We start from the raw sequence: 18,146 nt of genomic DNA on the forward strand, positions 1-18,146 counted from the left end.
GGCTTGCGCCGGGGGCCCGGGGCGGGGCGGGATGCAGCGGGCGGGGCGGGGCGGCTAGGCGTCCATCGCCTCGCGCAGGCTGCGCGGGCGCATGTCCGTCCAGGTGGCCTCGATCCACTGGAGGCAGTCGGACTTGGGACCCCGCTGACCGGCCTCGTGCCATCCGGCCGGGCTCTCGCGGTCGGCGGGCCAGATCGAGTACTGCTCCTCGTCGTTGAGGACGACCTTGTACTCCAGGTCGAGCGCGTCGTCGAACATGTCGGCCTTCTCCTTGGTGTCGGCGTACGTGGTGTGTTCCGTGTGCGGGGTGTGCCCGGTGGACGTGGTGCGTCCGGGGCTCAGGTCCGGTCCCGGGGCCCGGCCAGGCCGGCCAGCTCCGCGACGGTGGGGTGGAGCTGGACGTCGACCGGCCTGAGGGTGAGCCCCAGCTCCCGCTGGGCGCGGAAGGCGATCTGGACCGCCCGCAGGGAGTCCCCGCCCAGGTCGAAGAAGTCGTCCTCCGTGCCCACCCGGTCGACCTTGAGGACCTCGGCCCAGATCCGGGCGAGGGTGCGTTCCGTCTCGGTGGCGGGCGGCCGGTCCGCGTCGGCGGCCGGCGGCGGGGCGTCGGCCGGGGCGGTGTGCCGGGCGGATCCGGCCAGGTCCGGCAGGGCCGCGCGGTCGGTCTTGCCGCTGGCGGTGATCGGCAGGGCCGCCAGCGGCACGAACGCCGACGGCACCATGTACGCCGGCAGCCGGGCGCCGAGCCGGGCACGGAGGTCGTCGGGCCTGGGCGCCGGGCGACCGGGGGCCGGGACCACGAAGGCGACCAGGCGCCGCTCGGCGCCCTCGCCGACGGCCGCCACCGCGCAGGCGGCGACCTCCGGGTGCTCGGTGAGGCGGGCTTCGACCTCGCCGGTCTCGATGCGGTGGCCGTGCACCTTGACCTGCTGGTCGGCGCGGCCCAGGTAGTCGAGGACGCCGTCGGGGCGGCGCCGGGCCAGGTCGCCGGTGCGGTACAGCCGCGCCCCGGGGCGGCCGTCGAACGGGTCGGGCACGAACCGGTCGGCGGTGAGGCCGGGGCGGCCCAGGTAGCCGCGGGCCACCCCGGCGCCGCCGACGCAGAGTTCGCCGCGTTCGCCGTCGGGGACGGGCCGGCCGTGCTCGTCGAGGACGTACGCCGTCGTGCCGGGCACGGCCCGGCCGATGGGGGCCTCGTCCGCGCGGTCGCAGCGGTGGCTGGTGGCGTAGACGGTGTCCTCGGTGGGCCCGTAGGCGTTGACGACCTCGGCCGTCCGGCTCCAGCGGGCCGCGAGGGCGGGCGGGAGTGCCTCACCCGCCGCGACCACCCGGCGCAGGTGCGGCAGGGCGGCGGGGTCGAGTCCGGCGAGGACGCTGGGCGGCACGGACAGCACGGTGGGGGCCAGGGCGTCCATGGCCTCGCGCAGCCCGTCGCCGACCCGGCGTTCCCCGCCCGGGGAGATCAGCAGGGTGGCGCCGCCGGTGAGGGCCGCCACCAGGTCGCCGACGGAGACGTCGAAGCCGAAGGACGCGAACTGCCACAGCCGGTCGCCGGGGCGCAGGTCCATGACCTGCCGGACGACGTCGACGAGGTTGTCCAGCGAGCGGTGTTCGACCTCGACGCCCTTGGGGGTGCCGGTGGAACCGGACGTGTAGATGACGTACGCGAGATCCTCCGGCGCCGGAGACACCGCGGCCGGCACCTCCCCCACCGCCTCGGGCCGGTCCCCCAACTCCACACACGCCCAGTCCCCCGCGGGCAGCCCCGCAAGAGCACCCGCGTCACCCAGCACCACCCGCACACCCGCGTCCCGCAGCACGAACTCCACCCGGTCCGACGGATACGACGGATCGACCGGCACATACGCCGCCCCCCCCCCCCCCCCCCCCCCCCCCCCCCCCCCCCCCCCCCCCCCCCCCCCCCCCCCCCCCCCCCCCCCCCCCCCCCCCCCCCCCCCCCAACGGCGCCGCACCCCGCCCGACCCACCGTCACCCCACCCGCACCACCAACGCCGTGGCCACCGCCATCAGCCCCTCCCCCCGCCCCGGAAACCCCAGCCCATCCGTCGTGGCCCCCGAAACGGACACCGGCGCCCCCACGGCCTCGGACAGCACCGCCTCCGCCTCGTCCCGCCGCTTCCCGACCTTGGGCCGAGCCCCGACGACCTGCACCGCGACGTTCCCCACCCGGAACCCCGCCGCCCGCACGATCCGCGCCGCCTCCGCCAGCAGCACGACACCGGGCGCCCCGGCCCACTCGGCCCGCCCCGTCCCGAAGTGCTGCCCCAGATCCCCCAGCCCCGCCGCCGAGAACAGGGCGTTGCACGCCGCGTGCGCGACGACGTCCGCGTCGGAGTGCCCGGCGAGCCCGGGCCCCTCCCCCTCCCACTTCAGCCCCCCGCACCACAGCTCCCGCCCGTCCTCGAAGGCGTGGATGTCCGTCCCGATCCCGACCCGCGGCAACAAGACCTCACCACCGGCCCCCGAAAAGCCCCCAGAACCCTCAGAACCCTCAGAACCCATCGTTCAACCTCCGCCGCGCCAGAACCGCCTCCGCCAGCACCAGGTCGAGAGGCCGCGTCACCTTGAACGCCTCCTCGTGCCCCGGCACCACCACCACCGTCACCCCGAGCCGCTCCACCATGCTCGCGTCGTCCGTGACCTCGTCCGTCACCTCCGCGTGCGCCCGCACGAGCAGCTCCCGGTCGAACCCCTGCGGCGTCTGCACCGCCCGCAGCACCGCCCGCGAGGGCGTGGCGACGACCGGCTCCGGCTCCCCGGGCACCCCGGCCGGCGCGACCTGCTTGACCGTGTCGGCCAGCGGCACCGCCGGTACGACGGCCGGCGCCCCGCCCCGTACCGCCTCGATCACCGCGTCCACCGTGTCCACCGGCACCAGCGGCCGGGCGGCGTCGTGCACGAGGACGACGCCGTACTCGGGGGGCAGCGCGTCCAGACCGAGCCGTACGGACTCCTGCCGGGTCTCGCCCCCGGGCACGACGCGGACGTCCGTCCGCTCGGGCAGCGCGTGGGCGTCGAGGATCCCCTGGACCTCGCCGGCCCCGTCGGGCGGCGCGACCACGACGACGAGGGAGACCGCGCGCGAGGCGGCCATCGACCGCACCGCGTGGACCAGCATGGGCGTGCCCCCCAGCGCGCGCAGCGCCTTGGGCGCGCCGGGTCCGAGGCGCACGCCCCGACCGGCGGCCGGGATCACCGCGGCGGTGGGCGCGGGGGTGTGGGGCGCTGGGGCGGGACGCGATTCGTCAGACATCGGTTCCTGTCAGGTTTGTGTGCTCGGCCTGGGTGGGTAGGGCATCACCGTGCCGGGCGCGACGCCCCGACCGGACCCTTCCGTGACACCGGTCGAGCCGGCAGCCCGGGCCCGGCACGCCAGGACGACGACGCGGTCAGGGCGACAAGAGCGTACGACGAAATGCCGCGGCGCCCGGCGACAGGGATGCTGTCATCGGGCACCGCGGCATTCAGTGCGCTGAACCGAGCGCCGGACCGAGAGGTTCCGGCGGCTCCGGCGGCCTCAGGAGGCGAGTACCTCGTCGAGCAGGGCCTCCGCCTTGTCCTCGTTGGTGTTCTCCGCGAGGGCCAGCTCGCTCACCAGGATCTGCCGGGCCTTGGCGAGCATGCGCTTCTCACCTGCGGAGAGTCCACGCTCACGCTCCCGGCGCCACAGGTCGCGCACCACTTCCGCGACCTTGATGACGTCGCCGGAGGCGAGCTTCTCCAGGTTTGCCTTGTAACGACGCGACCAGTTCGTGGGCTCCTCGGCATACGGCGCGCGCAGCACCTCGAAGACCCGGTCCAGCCCGTCCTGACCGACCACATCACGCACGCCGACGAACTCCGCATTGTCCGCTGGCACACGTACCGTCAGGTCGCCCTGGGCGACCTTCAGCACCAAGTAGGTCTTGTCCACGCCTTTGATCTGGCGAGTTTCGATAGCCTCGATCAGCGCGGCCCCGTGATGGGGATAGACCACGGTGTCGCCAACCTTGAACGTCATGTGACAGGTACCCCTTCCGTGGCTATCCAGGGTAACACGGATACGGCGTCTTCTGAATGGCGTTTTCGCAGGTCAGGGCATATCTCGGGGCTTGACAACAGCAACAGGAACGTGCTGCGCCGGGCGACCGCGCGACGGTATCCGCAGGTGGGAGCGGCTGTCCGGGCGGACTGAAACACGCACGTCACAGGCGCCCGACGACTACCGCGATCGGTGAAACATCCCGGTATGTCCGCTTCCGGATGTGCGACTTACGTTACTCCGTTCGATGACCGCGTCACAGTTACGGCCGAATCCGCAATTGATCACCGCTCACCCGCCCGGACGGTCGGGACCGGTCTCCGATGATCAATTTTCGCCGGGCCTCGATTTCCTTCGCGCAGAATTCGCGCATCGACGGTTCACCGGCGAGCGACGAGTTATATGAATGGCGGACCACCGTCCTCCGCCACCGCCCGGCCACCACCCCGCTACCGCCTGCCGGGCGAAGCCGGGCGGCTCGGAGGAGGGTCGGGTGCGGCGCCCCGGGAACGGCTCGGTAACCTGAGGCCGCTGACAGTCACTTAGGGCGGCTTTATCCGGCCGCCGCCTCGCTCGAGTCCTAGGAGTTGCCGCCGCCGTGAGCAGCAGCCTTCGACGCGGCGCACTCGCCGCCGCCGCCATCGCGTTCTCGATCGCCTCGCTCGCCGCGTGCGGCGCCGGTCACAACGCGGAGACCTTGGAGATCAAGCCGGACAACGCGGCGACGACGGTCGGTGACATCAAGGTCCAGAACGCGATCGTCGTCACCCAGCCCGACCTGAAGTCGACCGGCCCGGCGGTGGTCTCCGCCACCCTGTACAACAACGGCCGCACCGCCCAGACGCTGGAGGGCATCCGCGTCGACGGCATCGACAAGACCGCCGAGCTGAAGCCCGCCAAGGGCCAGCAGGGCGTCACCGTCCCGGCCGGCGGCTACCTGACGCTCGGCGGCAAGGACAACGCCGCCGCGGTGCTGCCCAGCAGCCGCATGGCCGTCAACGACGGCAACGCCCAGCGGATCACCTTCAGCTTCAGCGAGACCGGCGACGTGAGCCTGCGCGCGTTCGTCGTCCCCGCCGAGAGCTACTTCTCCTCCTGGGGCCCGAGCGAGACCCCGGCGGCGCCGGGCGCGGGCGCCCCGAAGCCGTCCGGGAAGCCGTCGGAGGAGCCCTCGGGCCAGCCGTCGGACAAGCCGTCCGAGAACGCCTCCGGCGAGGCCGCGACCGGCGAGTGAGCGCGTAGCGCACGCAGCCCACGCCGAAGGGCGGGACCTCTCTCTCGAGGTCCCGCCCTTCGGCTCGTCGTCACCGGCGTGCGGCGCCGGTCTCGGCCTACGGCTCGAACTTGTAGCCGAGACCCCGCACCGTCACCAGGTACCGCGGCGCGCCCGGGTCCGGCTCGATCTTGGCGCGCAGCCGCTTCACGTGCACGTCGAGGGTCTTGGTGTCACCGACGTAGTCGGCGCCCCACACCCGGTCGATGAGCTGCATGCGGGTCAGCACCCGGCCGGCGTTGCGCAGCAGCATCTCCAGCAGGTCGAACTCCTTCAGCGGCAGGTCGACCTTGGTGCCGCCGACGGTCACCACGTGCCGGTCGACGTCCATCCGCACCGGCCCCGCCTCCAGGGCGGCGGGCGTGACCTCCTCCGGCTCGCCGCGGCGGCGCAGTACGGCGCGGATGCGGGCGACCAGCTCGCGGGAGGAGAACGGCTTGGTGACGTAGTCGTCGGCCCCTATCTCCAGGCCCACCACCTTGTCGATCTCGCTGTCCTTGGCCGTCACCATGATGACGGGGACGTTCGACCGGCCGCGCAGCTGGCGGCAGACCTCGGTGCCCGGCAGGCCGGGCAGCATCAGGTCGAGGAGGACGAGGTCGGCGCCGTTGCGCTCGAACTCGTCGAGCCCGTCGGGCCCGGTGGTCGCGACGGCGACCTCGAAGCCCTCCTTGCGGAGCATGTACGACAGGGCGTCGGAGAAGGACTCCTCGTCCTCGACGACGAGCACACGGGTCACGGAAGGACCTCCGGAGCGGGAAGCGAAGCGTACGGGGATTCGATGGTTACGGCGGGAGGGGTGTCGGCGCCGCGTGCCGCGCGCTCGCGCGAGGCGCTGGACTCCGGCAGCCGCAGGGTGAAGGTGGAGCCCTGGTTCTCGGCGCTCCAGACGGTGACCTCGCCGCCGTGCGAGGCGACGACGTGTTTGACGATGGCGAGGCCGAGGCCGGTGCCGCCGGTGGCGCGGGAGCGGGCCGGGTCGACGCGGTAGAAGCGCTCGAAGACGCGCTCCCGGTCCTTCTCGGAGATGCCGATGCCCTGGTCGGTGACGGCGATCTCGATCGAGTCGCCCCCCGCGACGTTGATGCGGCGGGCCGCGATGCCGACGCGGGTGCGGGCGGGTGAGTAGTTGACGGCGTTCTCGACCAGGTTGCCCAGGGCGGCGGCGAGCTGGCCGCGGTTTCCGTGCACGTACAGGTCGGCGGTGCCCCCGCTGGCCATGGTGATCTGCTTGGTCCCGGCCGCGTGCCGGCACCGGTCGATGGCCTCGGCGACCAGCTCGTCCACCCGGACGGGCTCGGCGTCGTCGAGCGGGTCGTCGTTCTGTACGCGCGAGAGGTCGATCAGCTCCTGCACGAGGTTGGTGAGCCGGGTCGCCTCGATCTGCATGCGCCCGGCGAACCGCTCCACCGCCTCGGGGTCGTCGGAGGCGTCCATGACGGCCTCGGAGAGCAGGGAGAGCGCGCCGACCGGGGTCTTCAGCTCGTGGCTCACGTTGGCGACGAAGTCGCGGCGCACCGCCTCGATGCGCCGGGCCTCGGTCAGGTCCTCCACCAGGAGCAGCACCAGGCGCGACCCGAGGGGCGCGACGCGCGCGGAGACCGCCAGGGCCTCCCCGCGTCCCGTCCCCTTCCTCGGCAGGTCCAGCTCGACCTGCCGTATCTCGCCGTCCCGCCGGGTGTCCCGGGCCATCTGGAGCATCGGCTCCACGGCGAGCCGGCCGCCCCGGACCAGGCCGAGGGCGTACGCCGCCGAGCTGGCCTTGACCACGGCGTCGGCCTCGTCGAGGACGACCGCGGAGGAGCGGAGCACCGACAGGACGGTGTCCACGCCGGGTGGGAGCACCGGGTCGGTGTGCAGGGAGGTGCGGGTGGGGCGTTTCTGGTCGCGTTCGCTCCAGCGGAACGCCAGCATGGCGATGACACCGGTCAGTACCCCGGCGATCGCGGCCGATGCGGCGAGCGCCGCGTTCACGTCCATGCGACCAGGTTAGGCACGGGGCGCGGTCCCGCCCCAGCCATCCGGGTGCGACCTCGAACACTCGTCGCCCAGAGTTCACCTGGGAGCCAGGGATGGTTCATTTCGGATGCCGGAAACGGACGCGTACGAGCCGGAACGTGGCAGCGTGGGCAGCGCCCGGCTCCGGGGACCTCCCGGCACCGGCTTCCCGGCACCGCTGCCGCTCCGAACGTACGAGAGGGAACCTGATGCGGGACGCGTACCACGAGGAACTGGACTCGATCGGCGACGGTCTGGTGGAGATGGCCCGGCTGGTCGGGTCGGCGATCGGACGCGCCACGACCGCGATCCTGGACGCCGACCTGAAGCTCGCCGAGAACGTGATCGAGGCCGACCGGAAGGTGGACGAGCTCCACCACGACCTGGAGGCCCGGGCGATAGCCCTGCTGGCCCGGCAGCAGCCGGTCGCCACCGACCTGCGGATCGTCGTCACCTCGCTGCGGATGTCCGCCGACCTGGAGCGCTCGGGCGACCTGGCCCAGCACGTGGCCAAGCTGGCCCGGCTGCGCTACCCGGAGCGCGCGGTCCCCGGCGACCTGCACGCCACGATCCTGGAGATGGGCCAGCTCGCGCAGCGCCTGATGGCGAAGGCGGCGGAGGTCATCATCACCAAGGACGTCGACCTCGCCCTCCAGCTGGAGCAGGACGACGACGCGATGGACCTCCTGCACCGCGCCCTCTTCCAGCACCTGATGGACGACCGCTGGAAGCACGGCATCGAGACGGCGGTCGACGTCACCCTGCTCGGCCGCTACTACGAGCGCTACGCGGACCACGCGGTCGCGGTCGCGAAGCGCGTCGTCTACCTGGTCACCGGCGAACACGCGGACACCCTCCAGGCGGCGGACATCCAGCCGGTGTCCCCGCCGGAGGCGGGTTGACCTCACCGGCACCACCGGTACGGTGGCCGTCCTGACGCCGGTGCCGGCGTCGCGACGACCCGGGGGGACCGGTGCGCTCTTCCATGGCGCGTGGTGGGGTTCGGACGGCGCTCGCCGTCGTGCTGCTCGCGGCGGGAGGGGTCGCGTGCGGGAGCGGCACCTCCGCGCACGACTCCCCGCGACCGCCTGGGGAGACCCCCGAGGCGGCGGTGGCCGGGGCGGAGCGGTACGCCCGGGGCATCACCTCGCTGCGCTACCGGGTCACCGGCACGGTGCCCGGACAGGGAGCCGTGGCGGCGGAGGTGTCCCTGCGCACGCGGCCGTCGGCCATGGTGATGCGGCTGACCGCCCTCGGCGGGCGGGGACCGGGCGAGGTGCGGTTCGTCGACGGGGCGATGTACGCCGACGCGGGTGCCCTCGCCCCCGGGAAGGCGGCCGGCCGGACGTGGGTCCGCGCCGAGCCGGGGGTGTGGGGCCGGGGCAGCCTGGACAACAGGTCCTACGGGGTGCTGCCACGCAGCTCGAAGCGAGTCCCGTCCTCCAGTCCACGTTCCTGACCGCCTCCCGGGACGTGCGCGGGACGGGCCGGGAGACGATCGACGGCACCGGCACCTTCCACTACCGGGGGACGGTCACCGGAGACGGGCTGCGGGCCCTGAAGGGCCCCACCGTCGAAGGGGCGGCCGAGGAACACCTGGTCGATCTCCTCGACCAGCTGATCCTGCTGCGCGTGGACGAGCGACTCACCGTGGACCTCTGGACGGACGACGAGCACCGCACCAGGCGCCTGCGCCTGCGCGCCGCCACCGGCCCCCTCGATCTGACCATCACCTTCCTGGAGGTGAACCGGCCGGTGACCGTGCAGCCGCCACCGCCCGCGGACACCACCGACCTCGCCGGGGGGCGACTTCAGTAGTGGCTGAGGATCTGCCGCACCGGATGCCCCAAAACTTCCGCCACGGCGGCCAGTTCCGCGTCCGTCAGCCACGCCCGGCCGGGGTACAGCACCTCGACGCGGAAGCGCGCGAAGCCCATCGGCCAGGCGTGGGCGAGGTCGTTGAGCGAGGTGTCGACGCCGCAGCAGGGGACGGTGGCGAGGAGCGTGGGGAAGTCCCGCTCGTAGCGCTCCGAGACGGCCTCGCCCCACCAGTCGAAGGCGAGGTCCGCCTTGCAGTGCGGGCAGCGGACCCGCTCCAGGTTGGACCCGCAGTCCACCACCTGGACCACGTCGTGCCACCGCGCCTCCAGGCCGCGACGGGCGTCGTCGTCGGGAAGCATCCCGCCCAGCACACCCGCGGCACGCTCCCCCGCCTCCTCGCCGGGCTGCCAGTGGGGGTCGGTCGGTATCACCGTCAGGTAGTTGTCACTCATCGCCCGGTCCCACCAGCCGTCATCTCGCTCCGGCCTCCCTCAGCGCCTCCGCTCCCCGAGGTGCCCCCGGCCCCTCCAGGTGCGTCACCACCGACCCGTAGAACCGGTGCACCGCCTCGTCCACGCTGCGGATGAAGCCCGACTCCGCGTTGCCCCGGCTGCTGCCCATGCCCTTGAGGAGGGTGAGGCGGAAGCCGGTGATCCGGGCGCCGTTCTTGGGGAGGAGGTCGGCGGGTTCGGGGCGCAGGCGTTCCAGGGTGCCGCGGGGGCCGCCCGCCTCGTCGTCCACCAGGGTCTCGATGTGCAGGTCGGCGGGGGCCTCGGCGAGGCGGCGGACGAGGCGTTTGGCGCGGGTGAGGGGGTAGCCCTGCTCGGTGGAGGGGACCTCGATGGAGGTGCGGAGCCGCCCGGTGCGCAGGTCGGCCGTGACGGTGAGGACGCCCGGGGTGCCGTCGATGCGCAGCTCGGCCTGGAGGCGGCCCTCGTGGCAGAGCCGGTCGGCGAGGGCGGTGCGGCGGACCGCCGGCTCGGTGCCGCGCTTGGCGCGCTGCACGGGGAGCACTCGCTGGCCCAGCTCGCCGCCGAGGCGCAGGCAGACCTGGCGGATCAGGCGCTCCCAGCTCTCCACGACCTCCAGGGTGCGCGGGTCGCCCTGGCAGAGGGTCTCGTCGTCGATGCCGTTGCGTACGGGGACCCAGGCGGCGCCCATGTTCTGGAAGCCGTGGCAGCCGGAGTTCTCGTGCTGGAGGTAGTGCAGGAGTTCCTTCAGGAGCCAGGCGTGGGCGGCGTTGCCGACACCCTCGTGCCGGATGAGGAGCTGCGCCTGGTGGGCGACCTCCGCCCAGGACAGGTGCCACAGCGCGACCTTGTGCTTGCGGCGGCCGTCGGTCTTGACGTCGACCAGCGGGGTGCCCTCCAGGGCGACGTCGTTGGAGAGCGTGATGACCGCCTCGTAGCCGCGCCGGGCGGCGATGTCCATGTAGGCCTGGACCTGGTCGGGGCGCAGGGCGTTGCCGTTGGTCTTCGTCTCGACCAGGGCCGTCCACAGCTTGCCGGCCCGCTCGACGCGGATGACTCCGTCGGGGCGGCGCGGGGTGTCGCCGTGCGGGAGGGAGACCTCGGTGAAGGTCTCCGTCCGCCCGGCGGGCGCGCCGAACGCCGCGGTGAGGCGGCGGCCGAACTCCGGGACCTGCGTCATGACGGACAGCAGGACGGAGGTGGCCCGCGTCTCGCGGTCCCGGTCGCTCTTGAGCGCGGAGACGGGGAAGAGGCGGGCCTCGCGCCAGGACTCGTTCTCGGCCAGCGACTTCTTGGCGGTCTTGGGGAGGGTGACCTTCTTCTTGGCGGTACGGGGGCGGGCGGGCCGTTTCGGCACGGCCGGTTGCTCGACGGGCGGCCGGGGCGCCGGTACGGCGTCCAGCAAGGGCTCCTCGACCCGTTGGCCGGCGGTCTCCTCGGGCTCGGCGGCGTCGTCCACGTCCACGCCGAAGTCGGTGGCGAGGCCGGCCAGGCCGTTGCCGTAACCCTGCCCGACGGCCCGCAGCTTCCACTCCCCGCCCCGGCGGTACAGCTCCCCGAAGACGAGCGCGCTCACCGTCCCGGCCCCGTCGACCGCGAACCGCAGCAGCGTCTCGCCGGAGGCGTCCGCCAACGTCAGCTCCAGGTCGTCCAGTTCGCCGAAGTGAGCGTCCCCGTACCGGCTGGCGGCGATCACGACGCGGGTGATGTCCTCGGGCACGGCGGTGAGATCGAACCCGATCCGGTCCTCGTTGCCGCTGCCCGTGGGCGTCTTGCCCAGCAACTGCACGCTGCCGTCGGCGGCGACGGGGTTGTTGTAGAAGTAGAAGTCCCCGTCCCCCCGGACCTTCCCGTCCCCCGTCAGCAGCAGGACGGACACATCGGCATCCCCCTCACCACTCTGACTGCCCCACCGCAGACTCACGATGACGCTGTCGACACTCTCGCTGAGGCTCGCCAGCCCGACGTTGGCGCCCTTGCTCAGCTCGTGCATATCCCACCCCCCGGTGTGACGTGCCGCACATTCCCGGCACAGGCGGCACTCTAGCCCCTGGGTACATGGCGAGCACACGCGCTCCACGAACTCGCCCGCGCGGATACCGTCGCTCCCATGCTGCGCACCGTCGTCCTCGACATCGGCGAGACCCTGGTCCGCGACGACCGCTACTGGGCGTCGTGGGCCGACTGGCTCGACATCCCACGCCACACCGTGTCGGCGCTCGTCGGCGCGGTGGTCGCCCGGGGCCAGGACAACGCCGCCGCCCTCCACCTCGCCCGCCCCGGCATCGACATCGCCGCGGAGTACCGCGCCCGGGAGGCGGCGGGCCGCGGCGAGCACCTCAACGAGAGCGACCTGTACGACGACGTACGCCCCGCCCTGACGGAGCTGCGCGCCCTCGGGGCCCGCGTGATCGTCGCCGGAAACCAGACGGCCCGCGCGGGCGAACTCCTCCGGGCCCTCGACCTACCGGCGGACCTGGTGGCGACCTCCGGCGAGTGGGGCGTGGCGAAGCCGCAGCCGGAGTTCTTCCGAAAGGTGATCGAGGCGGCTCAGTCGACTCCGGCGGAGACCCTCTACGTAGGCGACCACCCGGCGAACGACATCTTCCCCGCAGCGGCGGCGGGCCTCCGGACGGCACACCTCCGCCGGGGCCCATGGGGGTACCTCTGGGCCGACGCACCGGACGTCACCGCGACCGCGGACTGGCGAATCGACCGGCTGACAGATCTCCCCCGCCTGCTCCGCGCATAGCCGGCACACCACCTGGGCCTCACTCAGGCGGCCGGTCGTACTCGGCAAGCGTCGCCTTCGCCGTGGAGGTGTCCATCAGGCGCAGCTCCCACGGCCCGGTGTTCACGTCGAACTCCTTCCCGAAGCCGACCCACTTGCCCGCCATACGACGGCCGGTCGGCTCGGCCAGCAACTGGAGGGCGCCGAAGTAACGGGCGCCGCGGTAGTAGCCGTCGGGGGCGGTCTGCTCCGTCCAGGTGCCGGTCACCGTGCTGCCCTCCACCTGGAGGTCGAGAGTGAGAGGGCTGTCCGGGTTCAGCGAGGCACCCGGCAGGCTGCGCCCGGTGAGCCGGTTGCCGTGCTGGAGCAGCACGACGTAGTGCTTGCCGGTGAAGACCTGGTCCCCGCGCCCGCTGGAGACGTACTCGTAGGTGGACAGCCAGACCCCGGTGTGATTGCCGCGCGGCGCGGTCTGCGGGTTGGGCGACGTGCCACCGGTGGGTGTGCCGACGGGCGAGCCCACGAGGTCGTGGCCGCCGCGTCCGTCCCCGGAGACCCGGGCGAGCGGCTGCGGCGGGAAGCCAAGGCTCTCGATCGGAAGACCGGTCACGGTCTCCAGCGCACGGGCGTAGACCGGTCGGGGCGCGGCCGTGGTGCCGGACTCCCAGCGCTGCACGAGCCGCTTCGACGCGTCGTTCGGCTGCCCGGCGCGCTGCCCGGCGTCGCGGAGCGCGCGGGCGAAGTCGTCCTGCGACATGAGCAGGCCCATGCGGACCGCTCGAAGGTTGCCGTTCGGAGTTGCCATGTGATCGACGGTAGCCGTCGCGAGCGGGGAATGACACCGAAATGACGCCCAGAGGGTCGCCCCAGCGACGCCCGAAAGGACATCGCGTGACGGTGAGCGACGGGGGGAGTGTGATCCGTAGCGGAATGTCGTGCGCTCGAAGCCTCGACAACCGCACACACGCGAGGAGTCGACGGTGACCGCAGGAGTACCACCCAGCAAAGCGACCGAGGTCAGGGCCCTCACCCTCCCGCCCTTCCCGCGCCTCACTTCGGATCAGATCCGGGGCGCCGTGTGCGTCTGGGGAACGGAGCAACTGACCAACGAGGACGCCGTCGACCTCGGCGAGCGAACCGGCCCCGCCGGCCGCTGGTGGCCGCGAGCCTGCCGCCGCCACGCCGCCGAGCACGCCCACCGCGCCCTCTTCGACCACGCCCCGCTCTGCGAGCAGTGCGCGGACGCCCCCGAGCTCTGCGAGACCAGCCGGGCCCTGTACCGACTCGTACGGGGAGGGCGCCGCGCGTGAGGTGCGACTGCTGCGGCGAGCTCATCGAGGGCGAGCCGAAGACGTACGACATCCACTCCGCCTCCGGCCCCGGGGCAACGGTGCGCGTGTGTCCCGAGCCGTGCCGATCCACTCCGGAGAGGCGGACTGCGCGGGCATACTGCCGTGGTGCTGTTGACCTGGATCGCCGAAGTGGCGGACGAACCCCTGGTACTGGAACCGGCTGACCGCCCGAAGGAATGTGAGACGAATACCCGGCGGCTGGTGCGGCGGAGGAGGGCCGACGGTCGCTGTCCTGTCCGTCTCCGACGTGGTGGCCACCCTTTGAAGGAACCGCCTCGGCCATGCGGGGCTGCATCCACACGCTGGGCTTCACCGGGGTAGCCATGTTCTACGTGTGGCACGACCCGGAGGTCGGCCAATTCCGCTGCCCCACGGGGTCGGTGACCCGCGACACGCTGCCGTTTGACGGTGCCATGCACTGTCCGACGAACTGGCGCCGGTCGTCGAAGGATTCCTGACCAGCGATGAGACAGACGCCGCCGACCGGCACGTGCTGCCCTCCCCCGGTCTGGGCGGTCAGCGTCGAGGCATCCGCGACGCCGGGTGGATGCGACCAGACCCCCTACCGGCGGCGAACCGCCGGTAGGGGGTCTGGTCGTGCAGGCTTACTTCTTCTTGCCCTGGGTCTTGCCTGGGATCTTGGAGAGCTCGGTTTATTGCTGGTCAGGGGCGGTTGGCTCGTGCGCCTGGTGGTCGTCGTTGGTCGTCATTGGCCACTGGCGAACGACCTCGGACGGCCCACGGGCGCCCGGGCGAACCAATCTCGCGCGCGTCTGCCAGAAGCCGGTCACTACTGCCCGGTACTTCCCTACTCTGTGACCACCACGCGGGGTTGGGGAGCCCACGCAACTGCAGGGGGAAAAGTGCTGATAGTTCTCGTTGGGCTGGCAGTGGGCGCCGCATATGTGTGTCACGGCACGCCACTCTTCATCCCAGCCGTCATCGTCGCGACCTGCGCCTTCTGGTCTAACGGCAATAATGTCCAACTTCCGTCGAACTGGCGAGGTCCCCCATCTTGCGACGGCAGTGAGTCTGATTTGCTTCGTCCTCACACTCGCCTTCGGCATCACAGGGCTGGTCATCAGCTAGGTGCGGGGCGCCGGCATCCGAGCTCGCGCCCTCAGCTTGGGAAGCTGCAGGCATTTGAGGGCACGCTCGCCGGCAATGTGGCACGGGAGTAGCGTCAGGCGGTTTGTTTATCATCCGGTCACAGACTGGTCAGGTTGTGATTTATGGATCAGCCCAGAGACCTCGTCGATGCGGCGTTCCCACTCATCCAATACAGCTTGACCATCCACGACCGCCTGCAGGGATGCTCGCATCTTCTTTACTAGTGCACGCATAGACTTACTCAGGCTTGACATTCCATCGAGCGATTCAGAAAATTCCCGCACACTTCGCACCATATTGCGGATTTGCCTGGCAGTGGTTTTTACCGTATCGAAGAATTCCCGCACCTGATCAGCATTCTCGGCCGTTATCCCCTCAGCCTCCACAAGTCGAATGATGCCCAGAACTCCTGGGTCGACGGCCAAGAGGTCGGCAGAGTATTGACGGCCGAGCTCCCCCATCTTGTCTACCGGTTCCTCTAATTCTTCAGCCAGTGCCTGAGCGATATGGAGTCGGCCGGCGAAGCCTGCCTCCCTGGCATCCGCCTCAGTCATCTCGTCATGTGCGAGGATAACCCGTTCGCCAATCTCCTGCGCAGTTTCCCCGAACTGCTCCATCACATTCGCCCAGCTGGGCAAAGCCGTTTCTGCGTTGGCCATCAACTCCAACATTCCTGGTTCATCATCTGGATCCGCATCTTCGGTCAGGGTGACTGGAGGGGGCTCAACGTCTGCGGTCCTTTCGAGAATTTCGACAAGGCGGACCGCTAGTCGATTCACCGCCTTCCTATAGGCCGGTGAATCCTCGTCCTCAAGTCGGAGCTTTGTCCAGTCTTCATACTGACGCTGGGCCACCAGAGCCACTACCTCGTCTGCACCGTCCGCTTCTTTGAGTTCTGGCACATTGAAGTAAAGAATTGGCAGCAGAAGTTCTTCGAGCCCCAAACTTTTCGCATGGAAGCTGCCGGACGCCTGGCCGCTTGCCGTGTGGAGGATCGCGTTCGCGCTCAGTTCGCTCACGATCAGCTCGGCGTCCTCGGCCAGGGGCGAGCCTCGCAGGACGTCGCGGGTCCAGCGGCGGGCCCGGCTCACCTCTTCCGGTAGTCCCGGGCAACTGAGACCCCAGACCGAGGTCCACTCATACACTCGTCCATACAACTACCTCCATGCTGGTGGGCCGCCATGTGCAGCGGGTTCGGGCTAGACGAGCTTCACGCCGTCGTGGGCGCGGACGGCCGGCGGGGTCGTCGCGTCGAGGGCGTCCAGGACGCGGATCGCGTAAGCCTCGTCGGCGAGTTGGGTGATCTCCTCGCGGGTGGCCCAGCGCAGGGCGCGGGTCTCGTCACCGGTGGTGGGGGTGCCGTCGACGGCTTCGCAGCGGAAGACCAGCGAGACGATCAGGCCCGTCATGTTCTTGTAGACGCCGGTCAGGGTCGCCGGGAGGGCGATCTTGAGGCCGGTTTCTTCGAGGACCTCGCGCTGGAGGGCCTCGGGGATGGTCTCCTCGCGTTCGAGGACGCCGCCCGGGGGCTCCCACTTGCCGTTGTCGCGGCGCTTGATCAGCAGGGCACGGCCGTCGTCGTCCACGATGACTCCGGCGACGCTCACGGAGTGCGGGCGTTCACTGCTCACGTTCCTCGTGACCTCTCGGCTGGCTAGGCTCTCCACCCTAGCGACAACACTCACCCACTCGTCTAGATATCTAAAGGAGTCATCGTGGGCTCTCTCTCGAACGCTCTCGGCGCTCTGGACCCCACGAGCGATCGTGCCGTCTTCCGGCAGATCGCCGACCAACTGCGCGAGGCCATCGGTCGTGGGCGCTTCAGGGAGGGCGAGAAGCTGCCCTCCGAGGCCGAGCTGGTCGAGCACTACGGGGTCTCCCGGATGACGGTCCGCAACTCCTTCTCGATCCTCACGGGCGAGGGCCTGGTGCACGCCGAGCACGGCAGGGGTGTCTTCGTCCGGCCTCGGCCGCCCGTGCGGCGGCTCGCCTCCGACCGCTTCGCCCGCCGCCACCGCGAGCAGGGCAAGTCCGCGTTCATCGCGGAGGCCGACGCCGCCGGCAGCCATCCCCAGGTCGACAGCCTGGAGGTCAAGGAGGAGAAGGCGAGCCAGGACGTCTCCACGCGGCTCGGGTCTGTGCGGCGGGTCCTCGCGCGTCGGCGCCGGTATCTGCTCGACGGGCGCCCGGTCGAGTTCGCCACCTCCTACCTGCCGCTCGACATCGCCCGCGGCACCCCGATCGCCGAGCCCGACCCCGGACCCGGCGGCATCTACGCCCGACTCGAAGAGCTGGGCCACCGCCTCGACCACTTCGAGGAGGAGATCCGCGCCCGGATGCCCTCACCGGATGAGGTCCGCACGCTCCGCCTGGCCCCCGGCGTGCCGGTCATCCATCTCGTCCGCACCGCCTACGACACCGAGGGCCGGGCCGTGGAGGTCTGCGACACGGTGATGGCAGCCGACGCCTACGTCCTCGCCTACCAGCTCCCGGCAACCTGAACGGCGCCCCAGACGCCCCAGAGGTAGCAACAAGCCCCCTACCAGCGGAGAACCCGCAGGCAAGGGGCTCGCTGAGCAGAGGTGGGCTACTTCTTCTTGCCCTGGTTCTTCACCGCCTCGATCGCCGCCTTCGCCGCGTCCGGGTCGAGGTACGTGCCGCCCGGGTTGAGGGGCTTGAAGTCGGCGTCCAGGTCGTAGGAGAGCGGGATGCCCGTGGGGATGTTCAGGCCCGCGATGTCCGCGTCGGAGATGCCGTCGAGGTGCTTCACCAGGGCGCGCAGGCTGTTGCCGTGGGCGGCGACGAGGACCGTGCGGCCGGTGAGGAGGTCGGGGACGATGCTGTCGAACCAGTACGGGAGCATGCGGACGACGACGTCCTTCAGGCACTCCGTCTGCGGGCGCAGCTCGGGCGGGAGCGTGGCGTAGCGCGGGTCGGAGAACTGGGAGTACTCCGCGTCGCGGTCCAGCGCCGGGGGCGGGGTGTCGTAGGAGCGGCGCCAGAGCATGAACTGCTCCTCGCCGAACTCCGCGAGGGTCTGCGCCTTGTCCTTGCCCTGGAGGGCGCCGTAGTGGCGCTCGTTCAGGCGCCAGCTGCGCTGGACCGGGATCCAGAGGCGGTCGGCGGACTCCAGGGCCAGCTGCGCGGTGCGGATGGCGCGCTTCTGGAGGGAGGTGTGGACCACGTCGGGGAGCAGGCCGGCGTCCTTGAGCAGCTCGCCGCCGCGCGTCGCCTCCTTCTCTCCCTTGGGGGTGAGATTGACGTCCACCCAGCCGGTGAACAGGTTCTTCTCGTTCCACTCGCTCTCGCCGTGGCGGAGGAGGATCAGCTTGTACAGTGCGTCGGCCAT

19 protein-coding genes and 1 pseudogene are annotated in these 18,146 nt (G+C 71.3%); 7 read left to right on the forward strand and 13 right to left on the reverse strand.

Annotated features, from left to right (window positions below; translation table 11 throughout):
* Positions 1-54: 54 nt before the first annotated feature.
* From ACGFZL_RS13095 to ACGFZL_RS13115, 5 genes are all read right to left on the reverse strand, one after another.
* Positions 55-258, reverse strand: coding sequence for an MbtH family NRPS accessory protein (locus ACGFZL_RS13095; protein ID WP_355171313.1), 204 nt, complete (start codon positions 256-258; stop codon positions 55-57).
* An 80-nt stretch (positions 259-338) separates the two neighbouring features.
* On the reverse strand, positions 339-1,862 hold the full coding sequence (locus tag ACGFZL_RS13100; RefSeq protein WP_393691124.1) for an amino acid adenylation domain-containing protein: 1,524 nt from the start codon (positions 1,860-1,862) through the stop codon (positions 339-341).
* 127 nt (positions 1,863-1,989) lie between these two features.
* A complete protein-coding gene (gene ispF, locus ACGFZL_RS13105) occupies positions 1,990-2,523 on the reverse strand; it encodes a 2-C-methyl-D-erythritol 2,4-cyclodiphosphate synthase (protein ID WP_393691126.1) in 534 nt (177 codons plus the stop codon).
* Positions 2,513-3,274, reverse strand: a complete 762-nt coding sequence (gene ispD, locus ACGFZL_RS13110) for a 2-C-methyl-D-erythritol 4-phosphate cytidylyltransferase (RefSeq protein WP_393691128.1) — start codon at positions 3,272-3,274, stop codon at positions 2,513-2,515. The genes ispF and ispD overlap by 11 nt, the downstream gene beginning before the upstream one ends.
* Before the next feature lie 264 nt (positions 3,275-3,538).
* On the reverse strand, positions 3,539-4,021 hold the full coding sequence (locus ACGFZL_RS13115; protein ID WP_003953493.1) for a CarD family transcriptional regulator: 483 nt from the start codon (positions 4,019-4,021) through the stop codon (positions 3,539-3,541).
* 619 nt (positions 4,022-4,640) lie between these two features.
* On the opposite strand from ACGFZL_RS13115, the gene ACGFZL_RS13120 reads away from it, so the two are divergent.
* Positions 4,641-5,276 carry a DUF461 domain-containing protein gene (locus ACGFZL_RS13120; RefSeq protein WP_393691130.1) on the forward strand — a complete coding sequence of 212 codons (636 nt, stop codon included), beginning with the start codon at positions 4,641-4,643 and terminating at the stop codon, positions 5,274-5,276.
* A 97-nt stretch (positions 5,277-5,373) separates the two neighbouring features.
* On the opposite strand, the gene ACGFZL_RS13125 is transcribed toward ACGFZL_RS13120, so the two are convergent.
* Positions 5,374-6,054 carry a response regulator transcription factor gene (locus ACGFZL_RS13125; RefSeq protein WP_004929857.1) on the reverse strand — a complete coding sequence of 227 codons (681 nt, stop codon included), beginning with the start codon at positions 6,052-6,054 and terminating at the stop codon, positions 5,374-5,376.
* Entirely contained in the window at positions 6,051-7,295 is a 1,245-nt protein-coding gene (locus ACGFZL_RS13130; protein WP_393691133.1) for a sensor histidine kinase, read from the reverse strand. The genes ACGFZL_RS13125 and ACGFZL_RS13130 overlap by 4 nt, the downstream gene beginning before the upstream one ends.
* Positions 7,296-7,522: 227 nt before the next feature.
* Between ACGFZL_RS13130 and phoU the strand changes: the two genes are divergently transcribed.
* The 3 genes from phoU to ACGFZL_RS13145 all read left to right on the forward strand — a co-directional run bounded on the left by phoU (position 7,523) and on the right by ACGFZL_RS13145 (position 9,131).
* Positions 7,523-8,215: a phosphate signaling complex protein PhoU gene (gene phoU / locus ACGFZL_RS13135; protein ID WP_355172450.1), complete on the forward strand. Its 693-nt coding sequence runs from the start codon at positions 7,523-7,525 to the stop codon at positions 8,213-8,215.
* Positions 8,216-8,298: 83 nt separating this feature from the next.
* Positions 8,299-8,772, forward strand: a complete 474-nt coding sequence (locus ACGFZL_RS13140; protein WP_393691136.1) for a hypothetical protein — start codon at positions 8,299-8,301, stop codon at positions 8,770-8,772.
* Positions 8,773-8,786: 14 nt separating this feature from the next.
* The gene (locus ACGFZL_RS13145) at positions 8,787-9,131 is read left to right on the forward strand and encodes a hypothetical protein (RefSeq protein WP_393691138.1); all 345 of its coding nucleotides are present in this window, start codon (positions 8,787-8,789) and stop codon (positions 9,129-9,131) included.
* Here ACGFZL_RS13145 and ACGFZL_RS13150 read toward each other — a convergent pair.
* Both ACGFZL_RS13150 and ACGFZL_RS13155 read right to left on the reverse strand, forming a co-directional pair.
* Positions 9,125-9,586 (reverse strand): hypothetical protein, encoded by a 462-nt coding sequence (locus tag ACGFZL_RS13150; RefSeq protein WP_393691140.1) that lies wholly within the window; start codon positions 9,584-9,586, stop codon positions 9,125-9,127. The two genes, ACGFZL_RS13145 and ACGFZL_RS13150, sit on opposite strands and share 7 nt — an antisense overlap.
* Positions 9,587-9,605: 19 nt before the next feature.
* Positions 9,606-11,597 (reverse strand): TerD family protein, encoded by a 1,992-nt coding sequence (locus ACGFZL_RS13155; RefSeq protein ID WP_393691142.1) that lies wholly within the window; start codon positions 11,595-11,597, stop codon positions 9,606-9,608.
* 117 nt (positions 11,598-11,714) lie between these two features.
* On the opposite strand from ACGFZL_RS13155, the gene ACGFZL_RS13160 reads away from it, so the two are divergent.
* Positions 11,715-12,356, forward strand: coding sequence for an HAD family hydrolase (locus ACGFZL_RS13160; protein WP_393691144.1), 642 nt, complete (start codon positions 11,715-11,717; stop codon positions 12,354-12,356).
* Between the two features lie 19 nt (positions 12,357-12,375).
* Here ACGFZL_RS13160 and ACGFZL_RS13165 read toward each other — a convergent pair whose 3' ends face one another.
* The gene (locus ACGFZL_RS13165) at positions 12,376-13,140 is read right to left on the reverse strand and encodes a helix-turn-helix domain-containing protein (RefSeq protein ID WP_393691146.1); all 765 of its coding nucleotides are present in this window, start codon (positions 13,138-13,140) and stop codon (positions 12,376-12,378) included.
* Positions 13,141-13,315: 175 nt separating this feature from the next.
* Here ACGFZL_RS13165 and ACGFZL_RS13170 point away from each other — a divergent pair, with 175 nt between their 5' ends.
* Positions 13,316-13,645, forward strand: coding sequence for a hypothetical protein (locus ACGFZL_RS13170; protein WP_393691148.1), 330 nt, complete (start codon positions 13,316-13,318; stop codon positions 13,643-13,645).
* A gap of 2,105 nt (positions 13,646-15,750) precedes the next feature.
* Here the strand turns inward: ACGFZL_RS13170 and ACGFZL_RS13175 are convergent.
* Together ACGFZL_RS13175 and ACGFZL_RS13180 are read right to left on the reverse strand one after the other, a co-directional pair.
* Positions 15,751-15,942, reverse strand: a pseudogene (locus ACGFZL_RS13175) (ATP-binding protein); the annotation flags it as partial.
* 54 nt (positions 15,943-15,996) lie between these two features.
* Positions 15,997-16,404, reverse strand: a complete 408-nt coding sequence (locus ACGFZL_RS13180; RefSeq protein ID WP_393691238.1) for an NUDIX hydrolase — start codon at positions 16,402-16,404, stop codon at positions 15,997-15,999.
* Between the two features lie 108 nt (positions 16,405-16,512).
* Here ACGFZL_RS13180 and ACGFZL_RS13185 point away from each other — a divergent pair, with 108 nt between their 5' ends.
* Entirely contained in the window at positions 16,513-17,298 is a 786-nt protein-coding gene (locus tag ACGFZL_RS13185) for a GntR family transcriptional regulator (protein WP_393691150.1), read from the forward strand.
* An 86-nt stretch (positions 17,299-17,384) separates the two neighbouring features.
* Here the strand turns inward: ACGFZL_RS13185 and ACGFZL_RS13190 are convergent, their stop codons facing one another.
* A complete protein-coding gene (locus ACGFZL_RS13190) occupies positions 17,385-18,146 on the reverse strand; it encodes a phosphoglyceromutase (protein WP_393691152.1) in 762 nt (253 codons plus the stop codon).

Source organism: Streptomyces sp. NPDC048182, assembly GCF_043202555.1.
Lineage (GTDB): Bacteria > Actinomycetota > Actinomycetes > Streptomycetales > Streptomycetaceae > Streptomyces.

Bases quoted from the DNA above. Each gene is read 5' to 3' on its own strand.
- ACGFZL_RS13095 (WP_355171313.1), bottom strand. From the start codon at position 258: ATGTTCGACGACGCGCTCGACCTGGAGTACAAGGTCGTCCTCAACGAC.
- ispF (WP_393691126.1), bottom strand. From the start codon at position 2,523: ATGGGTTCTGAGGGTTCTGAGGGTTCTGGGGGCTTTTCGGGGGCCGGT.
- ispD (WP_393691128.1), bottom strand. From the start codon at position 3,274: ATGTCTGACGAATCGCGTCCCGCCCCAGCGCCCCACACCCCCGCGCCC.
- ACGFZL_RS13115 (WP_003953493.1), bottom strand. From the start codon at position 4,021: ATGACGTTCAAGGTTGGCGACACCGTGGTCTATCCCCATCACGGGGCC.
- ACGFZL_RS13130 (WP_393691133.1), bottom strand. From the start codon at position 7,295: ATGGACGTGAACGCGGCGCTCGCCGCATCGGCCGCGATCGCCGGGGTA.
- phoU (WP_355172450.1), top strand. From the start codon at position 7,523: ATGCGGGACGCGTACCACGAGGAACTGGACTCGATCGGCGACGGTCTG.
- ACGFZL_RS13140 (WP_393691136.1), top strand. From the start codon at position 8,299: ATGGCGCGTGGTGGGGTTCGGACGGCGCTCGCCGTCGTGCTGCTCGCG.
- ACGFZL_RS13150 (WP_393691140.1), bottom strand. From the start codon at position 9,586: ATGAGTGACAACTACCTGACGGTGATACCGACCGACCCCCACTGGCAG.
- ACGFZL_RS13155 (WP_393691142.1), bottom strand. From the start codon at position 11,597: ATGCACGAGCTGAGCAAGGGCGCCAACGTCGGGCTGGCGAGCCTCAGC.
- ACGFZL_RS13160 (WP_393691144.1), top strand. From the start codon at position 11,715: ATGCTGCGCACCGTCGTCCTCGACATCGGCGAGACCCTGGTCCGCGAC.
- ACGFZL_RS13165 (WP_393691146.1), bottom strand. From the start codon at position 13,140: ATGGCAACTCCGAACGGCAACCTTCGAGCGGTCCGCATGGGCCTGCTC.
- ACGFZL_RS13190 (WP_393691152.1), bottom strand. From the start codon at position 18,146: ATGGCCGACGCACTGTACAAGCTGATCCTCCTCCGCCACGGCGAGAGC.